13 protein-coding genes and 1 tRNA gene are annotated in these 13,121 nt (G+C 69.1%); 9 read left to right on the top strand and 5 right to left on the bottom strand.

The genetic code is table 11. The annotated features are described in order from the left end of the window. Positions 1-146 precede the first annotated feature (146 nt). A complete protein-coding gene (locus UCD39_RS20605; protein WP_330497660.1) occupies positions 147-1,253 on the top strand; it encodes an NUDIX hydrolase in 1,107 nt (368 codons plus the stop codon). Positions 1,254-1,258: 5 nt separating this feature from the next. Here UCD39_RS20605 and UCD39_RS20600 read toward each other — a convergent pair whose 3' ends face one another. The 3 genes from UCD39_RS20600 to UCD39_RS20590 form a co-directional block, all read right to left on the bottom strand. Then, entirely contained in the window at positions 1,259-1,450 is a 192-nt protein-coding gene (locus UCD39_RS20600; RefSeq protein WP_145734804.1) for a hypothetical protein, read from the bottom strand. Between the two features lie 125 nt (positions 1,451-1,575). Further along, positions 1,576-3,027: a class I SAM-dependent RNA methyltransferase gene (locus tag UCD39_RS20595; protein ID WP_330497659.1), complete on the bottom strand. Its 1,452-nt coding sequence runs from the start codon at positions 3,025-3,027 to the stop codon at positions 1,576-1,578. Further along, a complete protein-coding gene (locus UCD39_RS20590; protein ID WP_330497658.1) occupies positions 3,024-3,503 on the bottom strand; it encodes an acyl-CoA thioesterase in 480 nt (159 codons plus the stop codon). Before UCD39_RS20590 ends, UCD39_RS20595 begins: the two co-directional genes overlap by 4 nt. A 157-nt stretch (positions 3,504-3,660) precedes the next feature. Here UCD39_RS20590 and UCD39_RS20585 point away from each other — a divergent pair, with 157 nt between their 5' ends. After that, positions 3,661-3,900 (top strand): hypothetical protein, encoded by a 240-nt coding sequence (locus UCD39_RS20585; protein ID WP_040843696.1) that lies wholly within the window; start codon positions 3,661-3,663, stop codon positions 3,898-3,900. Between the two features lie 488 nt (positions 3,901-4,388). Continuing rightward, on the top strand, positions 4,389-5,771 hold the full coding sequence (locus tag UCD39_RS20580; RefSeq protein ID WP_330497657.1) for an ammonium transporter: 1,383 nt from the start codon (positions 4,389-4,391) through the stop codon (positions 5,769-5,771). 82 nt (positions 5,772-5,853) lie between these two features. On the opposite strand, the gene UCD39_RS20575 is transcribed toward UCD39_RS20580, so the two are convergent. Further along, positions 5,854-6,972 (bottom strand): asparaginase, encoded by a 1,119-nt coding sequence (locus tag UCD39_RS20575; RefSeq protein ID WP_330497656.1) that lies wholly within the window; start codon positions 6,970-6,972, stop codon positions 5,854-5,856. A gap of 91 nt (positions 6,973-7,063) precedes the next feature. Between UCD39_RS20575 and UCD39_RS20570 the strand changes: the two genes are divergently transcribed. Then, the gene (locus UCD39_RS20570) at positions 7,064-7,666 is read left to right on the top strand and encodes a TrmH family RNA methyltransferase (protein WP_416211059.1); all 603 of its coding nucleotides are present in this window, start codon (positions 7,064-7,066) and stop codon (positions 7,664-7,666) included. A gap of 214 nt (positions 7,667-7,880) precedes the next feature. After that, the gene (locus UCD39_RS20565; RefSeq protein WP_330497655.1) at positions 7,881-8,276 is read left to right on the top strand and encodes a hypothetical protein; all 396 of its coding nucleotides are present in this window, start codon (positions 7,881-7,883) and stop codon (positions 8,274-8,276) included. 254 nt (positions 8,277-8,530) lie between these two features. Here UCD39_RS20565 and gpt read toward each other — a convergent pair whose 3' ends face one another. Further along, positions 8,531-9,019: a xanthine phosphoribosyltransferase gene (gene gpt / locus UCD39_RS20560; protein ID WP_040845989.1), complete on the bottom strand. Its 489-nt coding sequence runs from the start codon at positions 9,017-9,019 to the stop codon at positions 8,531-8,533. A gap of 255 nt (positions 9,020-9,274) precedes the next feature. On the opposite strand from gpt, the gene UCD39_RS20555 reads away from it, so the two are divergent. The 4 genes from UCD39_RS20555 (at position 9,275) to UCD39_RS20540 (ending at position 13,121) form a co-directional block, all read left to right on the top strand. Continuing rightward, positions 9,275-9,351, top strand: a tRNA-Arg gene (locus UCD39_RS20555). 374 nt (positions 9,352-9,725) lie between these two features. Next, a complete protein-coding gene (locus UCD39_RS20550) occupies positions 9,726-10,277 on the top strand; it encodes a thioredoxin family protein (protein WP_330497654.1) in 552 nt (183 codons plus the stop codon). A 194-nt stretch (positions 10,278-10,471) separates the two neighbouring features. Continuing rightward, positions 10,472-12,523 (top strand): two-component system sensor histidine kinase NtrB, encoded by a 2,052-nt coding sequence (locus tag UCD39_RS20545; RefSeq protein WP_330497653.1) that lies wholly within the window; start codon positions 10,472-10,474, stop codon positions 12,521-12,523. Next, entirely contained in the window at positions 12,510-13,121 is a 612-nt protein-coding gene (locus UCD39_RS20540; protein WP_330497652.1) for a response regulator transcription factor, read from the top strand. The genes UCD39_RS20545 and UCD39_RS20540 overlap by 14 nt, the downstream gene beginning before the upstream one ends.

The following is a 13,121-nucleotide window of genomic DNA, read 5'->3' as shown; positions in this document are numbered from 1 at the left end:
AGCAGATTGTCGTCTTTTAACAGGGGCCGGTGAACTTTCTCTTGCTGTCAAAAGCGTCTCGGACAACACATTCTGTCGCGCGCCGGGACGGCCCACCGCCCCCGGGCAGGTAAATTCGCCCACGCAACAGATTTGGCGGGAGACTCGTGACCAGCGACCGGCAGCCCCAAACCGCACAACCGAATAGCCAGCCGGCGGCCGAACGCGCCTCCATCGGCCTCACCGCCGTCATCGTGGCGGTGACGCGCGAGGTGCCGCGCGTGCTGGTGGTGCGCCGGCTGACGCATGACCTGGCCACGCCGCAGCAGCAGGCCAGCGGCGATTGGGACGCGCTGCCCTTCGGCCCCTTCGCGCCCGAGCGCCACCGCACCCTGGAGCAGGGATTGCGCCGCTGGGTGACCGAACTGACGGGCCTGCCCCTGGGCTATGTCGAGCAACTCTACACCTTCGGCGACCGCTACCGCGACCTGCGCGAGGTGGACGGGGAGCCGCGCGTCGTCTCCGTCGGCTACATCGCCCTGACGCGCGAGGCGCCGCTGTCGGGCTCCGGCGCCGCCGAATGGCATGACTGGTACAGCTATTTCCCGTGGGAGGACTGGCGCGACGGTCGCCCGTCCATGATCGGCCGCATCCTGTTGCCGGCGCTGGAACGCTGGGCGGCCCACGATGCGGACCGCGACCCCGATTTGGCGGCGCAGCGCCACGACCGGGTGCACACCACCTTCAGTCCCGACGACGACACCTGGGATTATGAACGGGTGCTGGAGCGGTATGAGCTGCTGTACGAGGCCGGGTTGGTGGCGGAGGCGCCGCGCGACCGCGCCGTGCTGGCCAAGCTGGCACAGAACGGCACGCTGCCGGCCGACGTGGCCGGCCTGTGGTCGGGCCCGGCGCAGCCCGACGCCCTGGCCGCCACCGGCATCCCCATGGCGCAGGACAACCGCCGCATCCTGGCGGCGGCCTTGGGCCGGGTGCGGGGAAAGCTGAAATACCGCCCGGTGGTGTTTGACCTGCTGCCGCCCCAGTTCACGCTGTTCCAGTTGCAGCGCCTGGTCGAGGCGCTGTCGGGCGTGCGCCTGCACAAGCAGAATTTCCGCCGCCTGCTGATCGCCGGCGGCCTGGTGGAGCCCACGGGCGCCTTGGAAGTGCGCACGGGCGGCCGGCCGGCGGAACTCTACCGCTTCCGCCGCGAAATCCTGCGCGAACGCGCCGCCGCGGGCGTGGGTCTGCCGACCATCCGCATTACGGAGTGATGGGTTTACTCCAAATACGCGTCCACCTCGGCGGCGGCGCGGTCCAGCGGCCAGTCCAGCCGGTCGATGATCTGCTCGACGGCGGCGTCGGCGTCCAGCGCCCGACGGCCCAGCCGGTCCAGGATGTCGTTCAGAACGTTCTCCTCCGCCACCGTGGCCGGGGCGTAGGACTTCAGGATCTCAAGCGCCTTGCTCATGGGACTGCCGGACTCGCTTCTACATTGCGACTATGGGGGCAGGGTTTATAACACGCCCCGCCCGCCCCCGCATCGCCGCAGCCACGCCGGCACCAAACGTTTGGTGCGGGCGTGGCATGGGCACATCACCCCCGGCGGAAGCGGGCCGCGACCTCCAGGTGGGGGGACCATAGGAACTGGTCCACCGGCACCAGGCGTTCCAGGACATAACCGCCGCCCAGCAGCAGGGCGGCGTCGCGGGCGAAACTGACCGGATTGCAGGAAATGGCGACCACCACCGGCACATTGGATGCCGCCAGCGCCGCCGCCTGGGACGCGGCGCCCGCGCGCGGCGGATCGAACACCACCGCCTGGTAGGCCGACAGTTCCGAGGGCGACAGCGGCTCCTTGAACAGGTCGCGCCGTTCGACCGTCACGGGATGGGTGCCGGCGGCCTGGCGGGCCGCGGCCTCCAACGCCGTCAGGGCCGGCCCATCCCCCTCCACCGCGTGGACGGGCGCCAGCGTGGCAAGGGGGAAGGTCAGGGTGCCGCTGCCGGCGAACAGGTCGGCCACGCGGGCCCCTTGTGCCCCTTTTCCCTGTGCCCCTTTTTCATATGCAAGGCCCGCGCTGGCGCCGGCCAGGGCCTCGGCCACCAGGGCGGCCTCCCCTTCGGCGCTGGCCTGCAGGAAAGAACCGGCTGGCGGCGACACCGTCACCGGACCGAAGCGCACCAAGCCCGTGCGGCGCAGCGCGATGGGTTCGACGGGCGCGCCCGGCCGTTTGGACCAGGTGAGGCGGGCCAGGTCATGCGCCTCGGCGAAGGCCCCCAGCTTCTCCAGCGCGGTCAGGTCCGGCTGCGGCAGGCCCACCAGCACCACGTCCGGTCCGTCATCCAGCAGGGTCAGGGCAACATCCAGCGTGTGCTCATCCGGCAGCAGGTCCAGCAGCAGGGCGCGCAAGGGGGCGATCAGCGCCATGAGGCGCGGCACCAGCACCGTGCAATCCTCGATATCCACCAGACGGTGGCTGGCACGCTCATTGAAGCCCAGCCACAGGCGGCGCCCCCGGCGCGCGGCGGCCAGCACGGCCCGCCGCCGCGCATGGGGCGGCGTCCGCACCAGCGGGGCCATGGGAAGGTCGGTGATGCCGGCCCGGCTCAGCGCGTGGCGCAGCTGCTCCACCTTCCAGGCGCCGTAGGTATCGGCGTCCATATGCTGCAGGGTGCAGCCGCCGCAGGTGCCGAAATGCCGGCAGGCGGGTTCGGCCCGGCCCGGTCCCTCGGCCAACAGCGACACCGGTTCCACCAGCCAGCCCTCGCCCCGCTCCTGCGCGAAGCGCACCATCAGCCGGTCGCCCACCAGGGTCTGGGGCACGAACAGGCGGTGGTTCGGCCCGTACGGTTCCTGCCAGTGGGCGACGCCGTCACCCAGGGCGCCCACGGTTTCCACGGTGATCTCGACCGGGCCCGTGGTGGGCGGTTCCACGGGCGGGCGGGCGGCGGGACGGCGGGGCTGGGGACGGCCGCCGGAGGCCTTGCCGCCAAAGGACTTGCTACCGGGGGTCTTGCCACGGCTGGGGGCGGGACGGCGGCTCACAGGAAACCCTCCATGGCGGAACGCAGGTCATCGGGAATGGGCGTGGGCCGGTGGCTGGCGGCATCCACCAGGACCGAGACGGACAGGGCGGTGGCATGGCAGCGATCGCCCACGAACAGGCCGCTGCCGGTGGTCCAGGACGTGCGGCCCAAACGCACCACCCGCGTGCCGACCCGCACGGCGTTGGGGTAGGTGATCTCCGCCAGGTAGTCGATGGTGATCTTGCGCATCACGATGGCGTGGCCGCGCAGGGCCACCCGCGCCCGCAGCGCGTGGTGCAGGGCCACCCGGCCTGATTCGAAATAGACGCCGAAGGCGTTGTTATTGACATGGCCCACCGGGTCCAGGTCGTTGAAACGCACATGCTCGTCCGTCCAGAAGCGGTAGCTGGCGGCCTCGGCCAGGTCGAACGGCGGATCGGCGGCGCCGGGTCCGGGAGGAAGCGGGGCCTGCGAAAATGACGGCGGGACGGACACGGGCGTTAAGTTCCTGTGACGGGGCATGATTTGCCCCGGGGATTAGGGGTGCGGGGTGACTTTTGGCCAGCCGGGCGGCGTGACGGCACCGGGCAAGGATGCTATAGCTGGCCCACGAGCTGATCCATACACCCTATTATCACAGTGAAGGTCTGCCATGAGCGACACCAACAACTCCACCGCGGAAGCCCTGTTCGAGAAGGCGCTGAGCGTCGCGGAAAAGCATCTTGAGGCGGCGCTCAAGGAGGCGGGCCCCCTGGCCGCCTATGTCGCGGTCGCCATGATCGAAGTGGCCGTCAACCAGGCGGTGGAGGAAACCACCCACCAGGACGTGGTCGACATGCTGCACGACCTGGCCAACCAGATCGAGCAGGACGCCGACGAGGAAGAGGAATAATCGTCGCCTCCTCACGGCCGATTGAACGTTTTCCGGCGGCGCCGGCGCCCGCCCCTTCCCGTCCTGGTCCCAGGACGGCATCGGGTGGCGCCGGCGTTGCTGCTTTTGAGGCACCCCGTCCGGATGGGGCCTTATTATGCATAAATTTTAGGCGATTCACGCACAGTTTGCCGTCATAGGTGCTGATATTTGATAAGCTGCGATGCTAATACGTTGATTTACCTGACACGCGGGCGAGGATTTTGAGATAATTTCGCCCACCCTTTGGGCATGAAGCCCACCACACCGCCCCTGCCGCACCAATACAGCCTACAATTTAATCACCCGGCAGCACACCGGTGCGCGCCCAAGGCCCGGCACAGCGCCCGGATGTATCGCGGCACGAAGTTTGAAAGAAGAGGCGACGCGCTTTTTGATGCGCGGGTTCGCGGATGGCTGGCGGACCGGGCCGGTGACGGACTACGCGGTGACTGGGAATGGGGTGTGGGATGAGCGGTTTGGGTAAGCGTTTCCTGGGATTGGGCGCCATGGCGCTGGCGGCGGGCCTGCCCGCCCTGGCGGCGGCGCAAGATGCGGCGGCCCCGGCGGCCCCCACGATCAGCGGCGGCGACACGGCGTGGATGCTGATGTCCACGGCCCTGGTGCTGATGATGACCATCCCCGGCCTGGCGCTGTTCTACGGCGGCATGGTGCGCAAGTTCAACGTGCTGGCCATGGTGATGCAGAGCTTCACCATCACCTGCCTGGTCACGGTCATCTGGGCGGTGGTGGGCTACAGCCTGTCCTTCACCGCCGCCAGCGATGCCACCGACGCCAAGGAATTCATCGGCGGCTTCAGTCGCGTGCTGCTGGCGGGCATGGACCCGACCGGCACCCACGCCCTGGCCCCGACGATCCCGGAGCCGGTGTTCATGATGTACCAGATGACCTTCGCGATCATCACGCCGGCCCTGATCACCGGCGCCTTCGCCGACCGCATGAAGTTCTCCTCCATGCTGGTGTTCATCACCCTGTGGTCGCTGCTGGTCTACGCCCCCGTGGCCCACACCGTCTGGCACCCCAACGGCTTCATGGCCAAGCTGGGCGTGCTGGACTTCGCCGGCGGCACGGTGGTGCACATCAACGCCGGCATCGCCGGCCTGGTGGCCTGCCTGGTCATCGGCAAGCGCAAAGGCTACCCCAACGCCGACTTCAGCCCGCATAACCTGGTGCTGAGCCTCATTGGCGCCTCCCTGCTTTGGGTGGGCTGGTTCGGCTTCAACGCCGGCTCCGCCCTGACGGCCGGTCCCCGCGCCGGCATGGCCATGACCGTGACCCAAGTGGCCACGGGCGCCGCGGCCCTGGCCTGGGTGTTCGTGGAATGGGCCCTGAAGGGCAAGCCCTCGGTCCTGGGCATCATCTCGGGCGCCGTGGCCGGCCTGGTGGCCATCACCCCGGCCGCCGGTTTCGTCGACACCGTTGGCGCCTTCGCCATCGGCATCGCCGCCGGCGTCATCTGCTTCTTCACCGCCACGTCCATGAAGCGCGCGCTGGGTTATGACGACAGCCTGGACGCCTTCGGCGTGCACGGCATCGGCGGCATCGTCGGCGCCATCCTGACGGGTGTGTTCGCCAAGATGTCCATCGGCAACAGCGAGGGCGCCTTCGCCGCCGCCCTGAAGGACGACCCCGCCGCCAAGCTGGGCCTGATCGAGGGCAATGTCGGCCAGGTGCTGACCCAGCTGGAGGGGGTCGCCTTCACCGTCGTGTGGTGCGGCGTCATCACCTTCATCCTGCTGAAGATCATCGACCTGGTGATCGGCCTGCGCGTCGATGAGGACATCGAGCGCGACGGCCTGGACATCGCCCTGCACGGCGAGTCCATCCACTAAAAAGGGCGGGAAAGCCCAAACGAAACCGCCGCCGGGGACGACCTCGGCGGCGGTTTTCATTTGGGCCCGTGGCAAGCGGCGGTCACCCCGCCGCCGCCGCGGTGGGACGGATTTCGCCGACGGTATCGCCCCGGCGGCTGGTGACCGGGGCGACGGCCAAGTGGGCGACGCTGTCCCACACCGTGTCGGACAGCACGCCCAGGCGCTTCAACACCGCCGCCATGGCCGGGCCGGCGGCGCGGGGCGCCCCGTCCTCGATCTTCAGGGCGATACCCAGCCCGTGTTCCGGCAGCACCGCGCAGCACACGCCCTCCGCCCCCGACTTCAGCAGCACGGCGGAATTGGCGGCGCGCATGACCTCGGTATCGAAGTTGCCGGTGCCGCCCACCAGCTCGGGATGCTTGCCCCAGGCCCGGCGCAGGCGCAGCACCGCCTCCGCCCGGCGGTCGGGCAGGCTGTCGGGATCGGCCAGGCGGGCCATGCCCAGGGCCAGAGCGCCCAGGGGCAAACCGATGGTGGGGATGGAGCAGCCGTCGACACCCCAGGGGGCGCGGCTGAGGTCATGGCCCGTCACCTGCTCGATGACGCCCAGGATGCGCTGCTGCACCGGGTGCTGATACCGGACATAGCCCGCCAGCTTCTCCCCCTTGTGCTTGGCCACGGCCAGGAAGCCGGTGTGCTTGCCGGAGCAGTTGTTGTGCAGGGCGGTCGGTTTTTGCCCCGCCGCCAGCAGGGCGGCGGCCGTGGGCTCATGCGTCGGCAGGTGGGCGCCGCACTCCAGGTCGTCCACCGACAGGCCCAGCCGATCCAGCCAGGCGGCCACGCGTTCGGTGTGCATGGCCTCCCCCTGGTGGGAGGCGCAGGCCAGCGCCAATTCCTCATCCGTCACGGCGTAGGCGTCGGCCGCCCCGCTTTCGATCAGGGGGATGGCCTGCAAGGCCTTGTTGGAGGAGCGGGGATAGACCAGGCCGTCGACATCGCCCCAATGGGCCACCACGCGGGCGCCGGCATCGACCACGACCACGCGGCCGCGATGGCGGGATTCCACCATGGAGCCGCGCGTCACCTCCACCAGGATGGGCGCGTCGGAGCGGTCGGGGATGTCCACCTGGCGCACCGTCGCCGTGTCATTGGCGGCGGGTTGATGGTCATGGCCGCCGCAGCAGCCGTCGCCGTGGGAATGATCGTGGTCGTCGTGCATGTGGCCGGCCGCCCTGGCTTGAGATCTGTACGCCCGCGTTCTCCCCCGGCCGGGGCATGACTGCAATCCTGTTTCCCGGGGGGCTGGAACCTTGCCCAAGCGGCTTGCCTTGTGCAAGGTGCGCGACATGCGCGGATATTTCGCCCTGGGCGCCGAGGGGATCAGCAAGTCGGGCAACATCGGGACCATCATGCGCTCCGGCCACGCGTTCGGGGCGAGCTTTGTGTTCACCGTGAACGCCGCCCTGGACCTGGACGAGGTGAACCGGGTCGACACGTCCGGCGGTCAGGACCATGTCCCGCTCTACACCTATCCCAGCGTCTCGGCCATGACCCTGCCCGAGGGCTGCACCCTGGTGGGTGTGGAACTGACGGATGATGCGGTGGACCTGCCCAGCTTCCGCCACCCCCTGCGGGCCGCCTATGTCCTGGGGCCGGAGCGTGGCAGTTTGTCGCCGGCCATGCAGGCGCGCTGCGACCACGTCATCAAGATCCCCATCAAGTTCTGCGTCAACGTGGCCGTGGCCGCCGCCATCGTCATGTATGACCGCATGATCTCCCTGGGCCGTTTCGCCGAGCGGCCCGTGCGCGCTGGCGGCCCGGTGGCGCCCGCCCCCACCCATGTCCACGGCCGGCAGAAGATCCGCAACGTGGACAGCAAGCGCATGCGCCCCCTGCTGGGCGGCTGGGAATAAGCCCTTTGTATCAACGACGGACGCCTGGGAAACCGCGTCCGTCGTTCCCATATCCATGGTGTGTCCTGAGTGGCTTGCCCGCCGCCGCCTGCCCTGTCCCAGGGGCGCGCCCTTTCGCGGCCGCGGAGTCCTTCACCGCCCGGCCCGCGCGCGGCCGGCATCAGAGGAGACCGACGCCATGCCGTTCCGCCGGAATCATCACCCGACACCCTTTATGACCATGGCCGTCACGGCCGGCGCCCTGATGGCCGGCATGTTGCTGGCGGCTCCCGCCAGGGCGCAGCAGGCCGCCCAACCCGCCGCGGCGTCGCAGGTGGCGCCGGGCCCCCGCGTGGCCGAACCGGTGACACAGTCGACCACCCCGCCGGCCGACATCATCATCACCCCGCGCGACTTCCCCAACCCCGACGAGAACGACGCCTTTCACCAGGCGGAGTATGAGCGGCTGAACGCCATCTATGGCAAGCCGGTGCCGCTGAACACCCGGGTGGGCACCCTGATGGACGTGCCCCAGGGCAAGTTGCCGCAGGACCGGTCCGCCCTGCGCGCCATCATCGCCGATCCGGACACCCCGCACCTGATCCAGGTGCTGTCGCCCGAGTCGAAATAAGGTCTTACACAGCGGCACGAGATGATGACTCGTGCCGCTGTAGCCCGCGACTGCGGGCGTCGGAGATTTCTGAGGTGCCGAAGGCGAACTGGAAATCGGGGAGAGCCAAGCCAGCGGATGCTGACGCCCGGCGCTTGAGGGGGCATTTGAGCAGCCATGATCAAGTGCCGCACATATTGCCTTCCCCCTGAAACGCGAACGGCCCGCCGGAACACCGGGCGGGCCGCTGAAGCGCAGTGCAGAACGCCGACGGGTCAGTCGTTGCGGATCTGCATGTAGGCGATGGGGTTCAGATCCCAGGGGAAGTGAATCCAGGTGTCCTGCGACACCTCGGTGATGAAGGTGTCCACCAGCGGGCGGCCGGCCGGCTTGGCATAGATGGTGGCGAAATGCGCCTTGGGCATCATGTTGCGCACGATGGCGGCGGTCTTGCCGGTGTCGACCAAGTCGTCGACGATCAGCCAGCCTTCACCTTCGCCCTCGACCGCCACCGGCGCCTTCAGGTTCTGGGCGGTGCGCTGGTTCTGGTGGTCGTAGCTGCTGATGCAGATGGTATCGATCAGGCGGATGTTCAGTTCGCGCGCCAGGATGGCCGCCGGCACCAGGCCGCCGCGGGTGATGGCGACGATGCCCTTCCACGGCCCCTTGTCGCTGATGCGCCAGGCCAGCGCCTTGGCATGACGGTGCAGTTCTTCCCAGGTGACGGGGAAGTTCTTGGCGGTATCGGCGTGATGGGACGACATGGGGGCGGCGCTCCGCGAGACGGTCAAAAATTTAACGTAAGTGCAAGGTCGGGTAGATAGCCCATCCCCATCGCCTCGACAATGCACGGCGACGCACCGGCGTCCCGCTCCCCATGCGCGTCGCGGGGGGCGCCCCCGGGGCGCTCCACCGGGCCTCGTAAAAAAAATGCATCAAGGGCAAAAAAGCTGTTGCGCGCCCCCCGATCATCCTCTACAAGCACCCACCTCACCGGCCGACACCGGTGAGACGAAAAAGCGCCCGTAGCTCAATTGGATAGAGCACCAGACTACGAATCTGGGGGTTGGAGGTTCGAGTCCTTCCGGGCGCGCCATTCGCTTCAATAGCCAGCGAATAATGATATCAGACCGTTGAGTAAATCCGGTCGCTTCATCCCAGACAGCTCTTACCTTCATCTTCGTTGACGCTTTTAGGCGCGCATCTAGCGCCACCTCCCATCACCATTCTTTGATTCAGTCGGTCGCCAGGCCTCCTGGCACCAAGAGCCAATTCAGCGCCATTAATAACAAATTATTAGTGTTTAATTATTCATCATTGCGTCATATTATTCGTCAAATGCTGGACGGTCATGCGACGAAGGGTGGGGATATGACCCTGGCGGGGCTTTCCCTTAAACCCATATCAGGCATAATGATCTGAATTCGCGCTGGGAATGGCGCGACCCCGCCCACGATCCAGGAGCCTGCGATGACCGTCCGCGCCACCTTCTCCGCCCTGGGCGTCGCCGCCCTGCTGACCCTTCCCGTGCTGTTCCCCATTGGCGCCTCCGCCCAGGTCGCCGCCCCGCAGGTGGGCAATGTGGAACTGAAACAGCCGCTGCCCTACCCCTATGACGAAACCATCGACAACGCCGCCGTGAACGCCCAGGTGGACGCCGCCCTGGTCAAGGCGAAGAAGGAGCACAAGCGCGTGCTGCTGGACTTCGGCGGCAACTGGTGCGGTGACTGCCGCGTGTTGGCAGGCCTGGTGGAACTGCCAGAGGTGCACAGCTTCCTGGACAAGAACTTCGTCATGGTGACGGTGGATGTGGGCCGTTACACCAAGAACATGGACGTGCCCGCCCGCTTTGGCGTGCCGAAGTTCAAGGGCGTGCCCACCGTGCTGGTGGTGGAGGCCGATGGCACCCTGGTGAACGGCGACGCGTCCTTTGACCTGACCGACGCCCGCCACATGGAACCGCAGGCCGTGGTCGACTGGCTGGCCAAGTGGGCCAAGCCGGCGAAGACGGCGTCCAAGTAAAGCGTCCGGCGAAGACATTGTCGAAGGCGGCCCCGCGTGCTGCACGGGGGTGCCGTCACAAGACCGTAACGCAAGGGCCCTATCACAGACGGACGAAGAATGTGTCTTCGTCCCACCTGTGATGGGGTCTTTTGCTGTCCACCGCCCCCCTTTCCCCGCCCGGCCCTTTCCCGCCCGGTCGCTGGCCCTGGGTCTTGTTGGCGCTGTACCCGCTGGCCGGCCTGCTGGACACGTTGCTGGTGTCGGCTGTGCCCGGCTGGTCGCCCTGGAACGTGCGCGCCGGCATCGGCCTGGCGCTGGTGATGCTGTGGGGACCTGGGCGCCTGCCCCTGGCCATGCCCCTGGTGATGGCGGCGGCCGTGGCCGGCCTGGCGCTGCGCGCCATGGTGCTTCCGGCCAGCATGCCCCTCACGCCCGCCTTGGCCATCCCGACCCTGGCGGAACCGCTGGTCTTCGCCGTCCCCGGCCTGCTGCTGGCCCGGCGCCTGCGCCGCGATGGCGACGGCTATGTGCTGGAGGATGCGGACGGCGTCATGCGCCTTCTGGTCCTGGCCATGGCCGGGGCGCTGGGGCAGAGCCTGTTGCTGCTGGCCCTGGCCCGGTTCCTGCCGGGCTGGCCCCTGGCCGGGGGCACCATGACCGGTTGGGACGGCAGGGCGATGGCGGCCGCCCCGCTGACCGCCGCCCTGCAGCATTGGGTGGGCGACATGGCCGGGGTGACGGTGGCCGCCACCCTGGCCCTGATGGCGCCACGCCTGGCCCGGCGGCTGCGGCCGGCCCATCTGTGGCGGGCGCAAACCCTGGGCCAGATCGCCGGCATCTGCCTGTCGGTGGCGGTGATCTTCCCCCGCGTGGTGGGGTCACGCTTCTATCCGGTGTTCATCCCCCTGGTCTGGGTGGCGGCGGGGAGCGGCCTGCCCGGCGCGGTGCTGGCCCTGGCCGCCCTGGAAACCGGCCTGAGCCTGGGCATCGCCATCTGCGACATCCAGCCTTATCAGGCGCTGAAGCTGCAAATCCTGATGCTGTCACTGGCCATGACCGGCCTGCTGCTGGGGGCGGTGATCTCGGAACGCGAGCGGGTGCGGGCGGCCGCGGCCAAGGGCGAGGCGCGGCTGAAAACCCTGATCGAGCTGGCGCCGGACGGCATCGTCATCCTGGACACCGACGGCCGGGTGGAGGAGGTCAACCGCGTGGTCGCCGACCTGACCGGACGGGCGGCGGACAGCCTGCGCGGCCGGCCCCTGGCCGACCTGTTGCGCCGCGAGGGCGGCGAGGAATGGCTGGTGGCGGCCGATGGCCGGCCCCTGCCGGTGGAGTCGTCCCTGGCCATGGTGCCGGTGTCGGTGACGGATGAGGCCGGCGCACGCATGGGCGTACTGACCATCCGCGACATCTCCGCCCGCAAGCGCGCCGCCGCCGCGCTGGGGCAGCACCGCGCCGCGGCCGAGCAGGCCAGCCGCAGCCACCTGACGGAGGAGCTGGCGGCGGCCCTGGCGCATGAGCTGAACCAGCCGCTGTCGGCCATCGTCAGCTACACCGGCGCCTGTCGCCGCATCCTGGAGGCGGCGAGGGAGGGGGCCGAGCACGGCGCCAAGGCCCTGGAGCTGATGGGCAAGGCCGCCGCCCAGGCGGAGCGGGCCGGCGCCATCATCCGCCATCTGCGCGAGTTCTATCGCACCGGCCAGGTGGCCAACGCCCCGGTGCCCGCCACCGACCTGGTGGCCGGCGTGGCCCGCCTGCTGGCGGATGAGGTGGCCAATGCCAGCGCCCGGCTGGACTTGGCAGTGGACGCCACCCTGACCCTGGCCATCGACCGGGTGCAGGTGGAACAGGTGCTGATCAACCTGGTGCGCAACGCCCTGGATGCGCTGGCCGAGGGGGGCGCCACCGACCGCCGCATCCTGATCGAGGTGCGGCCGGCACTGGCGGCGCCAGACGGGACGGGGGCCGGCGCCCGCGCGGAGGTGCGGGTGGCCGACACCGGCCCCGGCATCGCCGCCGAGGTCGCCGGCCGGCTGTTCGCCCCCTTCACCACCACCCGGCGCACCGGCATGGGGCTGGGGCTCAGCATCAGCCGCGGCATCGTCGAGGCCCATGGCGGCCGGTTGCAGGCCGGCGGCGACGCGCTGGGCGGGGCGGCTTTTTCCTTCTCCCTGCCCCTGGCCACCCTGCCCCTGGCCACCCTGGCTAAACGCGAGCTGGTTCCCCCACCCCCAGCCGGGGAGGCGCCCCATGCCGCGGCCTGACCTGACGCTGGCCATCGTCGATGACGACGAGGCGGTGCGCGACGCGCTGAGCGCCCTGTTCGAGGCGGAGGGCTATCCGGTGGCGACATACCCGTCGGCCGGCGCCTTCCTGGCGGCCGGCGCCGACGCCATTCCCGGCTGCGTCATCGCCGACATCAACATGCCGGGCATGACCGGCCTGGAACTTCAGGCCGATCTGGCGCGGCGCGGCTGTCCCTTGCCCATGATCATCCTGACCGGCCAGGGCGACGTGCCCAAGGCGGTGACGGCGCTGAAGGCGGGGGCGGTGGATTTCATCGAAAAGCCCTTCACCGTCGACGCCCTGGTGCGGGCGGTGGAAACGGCCATGGACCGCAGCGGCCATACCCTGCGCCACCAGGCGCGGGCGGAGGCGGCGCGCGGCCGGCTGGACTCCCTGAGCGTCCGGGAACGGGAGGTCATGGACCTGCTGGTGGCCGGCCATCCCAACAAGGTCATCGCCTGGAAGCTGGGCATAAGCGCCCGCACGGTGGAGAACCACCGCGCCAAGGTCATGGAAAAGACGGGCTGCGACAACGTCCCGGCGCTGATCCACCTGAGCCTGGAGGCGGCGGGTTAG

Origin of the sequence: Nitrospirillum karajorum, assembly GCF_036348415.1 — a bacterium.
GTDB lineage: Bacteria > Pseudomonadota > Alphaproteobacteria > Azospirillales > Azospirillaceae > Nitrospirillum > Nitrospirillum amazonense_B.
This window is presented reverse-complemented; position numbering and strand designations above follow the sequence as displayed.

Excerpts from the sequence above, each read along its gene's own strand:
- UCD39_RS20600 (WP_145734804.1), bottom strand. The coding sequence starts at position 1,450 with ATGAGCAAGGCGCTTGAGATCCTGAAGTCCTACGCCCCGGCCACGGTG.
- UCD39_RS20585 (WP_040843696.1), top strand. The coding sequence starts at position 3,661 with ATGAGCGACACCAACAACTCCACCGCGGAAGCCCTGTTCGAGAAGGCG.
- UCD39_RS20580 (WP_330497657.1), top strand. The coding sequence starts at position 4,389 with ATGAGCGGTTTGGGTAAGCGTTTCCTGGGATTGGGCGCCATGGCGCTG.
- UCD39_RS20575 (WP_330497656.1), bottom strand. The coding sequence starts at position 6,972 with ATGCACGACGACCACGATCATTCCCACGGCGACGGCTGCTGCGGCGGC.
- UCD39_RS20565 (WP_330497655.1), top strand. The coding sequence starts at position 7,881 with ATGACCATGGCCGTCACGGCCGGCGCCCTGATGGCCGGCATGTTGCTG.
- gpt (WP_040845989.1), bottom strand. The coding sequence starts at position 9,019 with ATGTCGTCCCATCACGCCGATACCGCCAAGAACTTCCCCGTCACCTGG.
- UCD39_RS20550 (WP_330497654.1), top strand. The coding sequence starts at position 9,726 with ATGACCGTCCGCGCCACCTTCTCCGCCCTGGGCGTCGCCGCCCTGCTG.
- UCD39_RS20540 (WP_330497652.1), top strand. The coding sequence starts at position 12,510 with ATGCCGCGGCCTGACCTGACGCTGGCCATCGTCGATGACGACGAGGCG.